5 protein-coding genes are annotated in these 4255 nt (G+C 66.2%); 2 read left to right on the top strand and 3 right to left on the bottom strand.

Going from position 1 to position 4255, the window contains the following annotated elements:
* On the bottom strand, positions 1-199 hold a 199-nt coding region (locus ACRDUX_RS17735; RefSeq protein ID WP_526415329.1), incomplete at its 3' end, for an FAD-dependent oxidoreductase.
* A 108-nt stretch (positions 200-307) separates the two neighbouring features.
* Between ACRDUX_RS17735 and ACRDUX_RS17740 the strand changes: the two genes are divergently transcribed.
* Positions 308-985 carry a TetR/AcrR family transcriptional regulator gene (locus ACRDUX_RS17740; RefSeq protein WP_526415330.1) on the top strand — a complete coding sequence of 226 codons (678 nt, stop codon included), beginning with the start codon at positions 308-310 and terminating at the stop codon, positions 983-985.
* Here ACRDUX_RS17740 and ACRDUX_RS17745 read toward each other — a convergent pair.
* Both ACRDUX_RS17745 and ACRDUX_RS17750 read right to left on the bottom strand, forming a co-directional pair.
* On the bottom strand, positions 966-2123 hold the full coding sequence (locus tag ACRDUX_RS17745; protein WP_526415333.1) for an ABC transporter ATP-binding protein: 1158 nt from the start codon (positions 2121-2123) through the stop codon (positions 966-968). The genes ACRDUX_RS17740 and ACRDUX_RS17745 overlap by 20 nt on opposite strands.
* 64 nt (positions 2124-2187) lie before the next feature.
* Complete coding sequence (locus tag ACRDUX_RS17750) at positions 2188-3564, bottom strand: aspartate aminotransferase family protein (protein ID WP_526415331.1); 1377 nt, start codon at positions 3562-3564, stop codon at positions 2188-2190.
* Positions 3565-3688: 124 nt separating this feature from the next.
* Here ACRDUX_RS17750 and ACRDUX_RS17755 point away from each other — a divergent pair.
* Positions 3689-4255, top strand: a 567-nt coding sequence (locus tag ACRDUX_RS17755; RefSeq protein ID WP_526415332.1) for an extracellular solute-binding protein, incomplete at its 3' end; no start/stop codon positions are given.

The raw sequence follows: 4255 nt of genomic DNA on the forward strand, positions 1-4255 counted from the left end.
CCACGTACGAGAGTCGCGTCACCCGTAGATGCGGTGCGTCCTCCCATGGCGATTCGGTGGTCGCGGCTCCACCGAGCGTGGCACGCGACTCCAGCACCAACGTGCGGGCACCGGAGCGGGCCAGATACGCGGCCGAGACCAGACCGTTGTGGCCACCGCCGATCACTACGGCGTCGTAGGCGTCGTTACCGTTAGCCATGGCAGACCTTCTTCCGTGTACTCGCCTGACTGACTGTTCAATCTAATCGAGTGTTAGGCTTGCAGACAAGTAGCAGCGCCGCCACTCGAAGGAGGGTTTGACAGCGATATGGCCGATCCTGCGCCCGCGACGGAGAACAACGAGGCACGTCGCATCGAAATGCTGGACGCCGCAGCGGGGCTGATCTGTGAACGCGGCTTCGGCGATACGCGCATCGCCGACGTCGCGAAACGGGCGGGCGTCAGCTCGGCACTCGTCATCTACTACTTCGGCACCCGCGACAGGTTGCTGGTCGACGCGCTTCGGCACTCCGAGGAGTCGTTCTACGAAGCGGCCGAGAAGATGCTGGCCGAAGTCACCTCGTTGCGCGAACGCCTATCCCTGCTGATCAAGTGGACGGTGATACCGCAGGCGGACAACGAGATTCCCGGTGCGTGGGGGTTGTGGTTCGACCTGTGGGCGCAGGCCTTCCGGCACGACGAGGTCAAGGCGGGCCGCGTCGAACTGGATGCGCGCTGGCGTCGTATGATCGTCGACGCCATCAAGTCGGGCGAGGCAACCGACGAGCTGGGCGGAGACGTCGACGCCAGGATGTTCGCACTCGAGTTCGGTGCGCTGCTCGACGGTCTGTCCATCCAGGTGGCGCTTGAAGACCCGGAGGTCGACTCCGACGTGGCCTACGACATCGCCATGCGCTTCTGCGAGCGCGAGCTCGACCTTCCACCGACCAAGAAGCCGCGCGCGGCCAGGAAGGCTCCCACCAGGCTCAGGCCGAAGAAGGGCTGAGCGCCTCCTGGGCGTCGGCCTCGACGGGGTCTTGGACCAGTGACGCCGAGCTGCGGTGCAACACCCGGACCGCGTCGTGCGCGCAGACGCACGTGACCGCGGCGCCGGGCGCGTGCGTCACCGAGCCGGGACCGGAGGCGTTCGGAACCTCGACGACCAACGCCGTCGCCGCACCGACGTCGACGTGGACCTGCGTGCACGCGCCGAGGTACACGATCTCTCTGACCGTGCCACCGATGGCGTTGCGGCCCTGCGGTACGGGCTCATCCGGAGCCTGCAGGGTGATGCGCTCCGGCCGAATCACGATGGCGGCGGGCCCCTTCGGAACCGAATGGTCGACGACGGCGCCGAGCTGGGTGGCGATCGCCGAGCAGATCGCGGACGTGTCGGACGCTTCGAGCACGTCGGCGTCGAAGATGTTCGCGGCACCGAGGAACCCCGCGACGAACGTCGTCGCCGGTGACGAATAGATCTCCTGCGGCGGGCCCACCTGTTCCACCCGGCCGTCCGCAAGCACGGCGATCTGGTCGCTCATGGTGAGCGCTTCCTCCTGATCGTGCGTGACGTAGACGAAGGTGATGCCGACCTCGCGCTGCACCGCCCTCAGCTCGAGCTGTAACTGCCTGCGCAGCTTGGCATCCAGCGCCCCGAGCGGTTCGTCGAGGAGTAGTACCCGCGGGCGCAGCACCAGGGCCCGCGCCAGGGCCACCCGCTGCTGCTGGCCACCTGAGAGCTGGGCCGGCTTGCGCTTGGCGAGCTTGCCCATCTGCACGAGGTCGAGCGCCTCGTCGACGCGGCGCTTGGTCTCGTCGCGGGATGACTTCTTGTACTTCAGCCCGAAGGCCACGTTGTCCCACACCGTCATGAACGGGAACAGTGCATAGGTCTGGAAGACGGTGTTGACCGGGCGGCGGTGCGGCGGGTCGCCGACCATGTCCGTGCCGTCGAGTTCGATGCGCCCGGAGTCTGGCTTCTCGAAGCCGGCGATCATCCGCAGCGTGGTGGTCTTCCCGCACCCGGAGGCCCCCAGCAGCGAGTAGAACTGCCCCGCCGGGATGTCCAGGTCGATACCGGTGACCGCAGGCACGCCGTCGAAGGACTTGGCCAGCTGATGCAGGCTGACGTGCCCCCCGGTCAGCGCCGTCATCGCCAACCCAGCCCGCCGGATCCGATTCCCCGGTCGCTGCGCTCCAGCCCGCCGGTCAGGGCGTCACCGCCTCGGCCAGCCTCGCGAAGTTCGCCGTGAGCCGGTCGACATCGGACTCGTCGTGCTGGACGGATAGCAGCCATTGCTCCACCTTCCCCCATGGCGGCAGGAATACGCCGCCATTGTGCTGTATGAGCCAGTGCAGATGGCCGAGCCGCGCGTCTGCCTGGAGGAAGTCGCGAAACTCCCGCACGGGGTCGCGACGGAACGTGACACAGCCCTTGGCGCCCACCGAGACGACGTGCCAGTCGAAGCCGTACGACGCGATCACGCCCTCCAGCGACGAGCGCATCCGGGCGGCCAGTGCATCGAGATGGCGGTAGTTGTCGTCGGTCAGGACCTCAGACAACGTGGCCCTGGCGGCAGCCATCGCGAGTGGATTGCCGTTGAAGGTGCCGACCTGTTCGTAGCGACCGTCGGCGATCGCCGACATCACCTCGGTGGTACCGCCGATCGCGGCGACCGCGACACCGCCACCCAATGCCTTTGCCAGACACACCATGTCGGGAACAACACCTGACAAGGCGGTGACGCCACCCGGCCCAGTGGTGAAGCCCGTCTTGACCTCGTCGAAGATGAGCAGCGCACCGGCCTGGTGGACCAGATCGCGGATAGCGGCAAGGTAACCGTCGTCAGGTGCGATGATGCCCGCATTCATCATGATGGGCTCGAGAATCATCGCCGCGACCTGACCACGATGTTCGGCGAGTGCACGCACCACCGCGCCCGCGTCGTTGAAGGGGACGACGACCACCAGGTCGCGGATGGCGGCCGGGATGCCCGAATTACCAGGAACGCCGATGGGATGATCGCGCGGACCCACTTCGTCCGCTTCCGGCAGAACCGACACCTGAACCGAATCGTGGTGCCCGTGGTAGCACCCCTCGACCTTGATGATGAGATCCCGCCCGGTGAGTGCGCGGGCCAGGTGAACCGCGTCCATGGTCGCCTCAGTGCCGGAATTGGCGAACCGCCAGAGCGGCAGATCGAACCGGCGGGCCAACTCGCCGGCGATCCAGATCGCGTCCTCGGTGGGCTGGGCGAAGTGGGTACCCCGACGAACCCGGTCGCTCACCGCCGCGACGATCGCCGGATGCGCATGTCCCGCAATGGAAGCGCCGTATCCACCGTGCATGTCGACGTACTGGTTGCCGTCGACGTCGTACACCTTCGAGCCCTCGCCGTGGCTCATCCAGACGGCTTGCGGTTCAGCGATCTGCCAGTTGGACGTCGCCCCGCCTGCGAGGTGTTCGCGCGCCCGACCGATCATTTCGGTACTGCGCGGCTGACGCCTGAGGAACACCTGCTCCTCAGCGGCGATCAGGTCGTCCACCGCGTCCGATACCTGACTCTGCACCACCGTCGAAGACACGGTCGAACCTCCACTCTCCAGCAGTCATCTCTTCTTCGCGCAAGCGCTCATCAGCGGTTGACTGAGCATTCAGTCTATGCGACAGTCCTAACACCGACAAGACGCGAACCGCGGGAGGCCCAAGATGCCAGCCCAGATGCCGAGGTCCAACAGACCCGGCCCCAACCGTCGTCAATTCCTGCAACGCGCCGCGATTCTCGCCGTCACCGCGCCCACCCTCGGGGCGTTCCTGGCGGCCTGCTCCAAGTCGGGGCCCGCCTCATCCGGGCCCACCCTGACGATTGCGAAGCCGGACAACCCCGTCAAGTGGAACATCGCGGACGACAACAAGCCGATCGCAGACGGCCTGGCGCCGGAGAAGGGTGCGACGCTCAAGATCTACAACTACGCCGACTACCTCAGCCCCCAGGCCGTCAAGGGATTCGAGGACCAGTACGGCGTCAAGGTCGAGATCTCGACGTTCAACGACGGCGACGAGGCGATCACCAAGCTGCGCAGCGGGGTCGACTTCGACATCTACAACGCCAACTACACGGAGATGAGCCGGCTGGTGACGGGCGGGCTGGTGCGTCCGCTCAACCACAGCTACATCCCGAACATCTCCAACGTCTGGCCGACCTTCACCAACCCCTGGTACGACCAGGGTTGGCAGTTCACCGTGCCGTACACGATCTACACCACCGGAATGGGT

The sequence above is a fragment of the Mycobacterium sp. genome (assembly GCF_050701675.1).
Taxonomy (GTDB): Bacteria; Actinomycetota; Actinomycetes; order Mycobacteriales; family Mycobacteriaceae; genus Mycobacterium.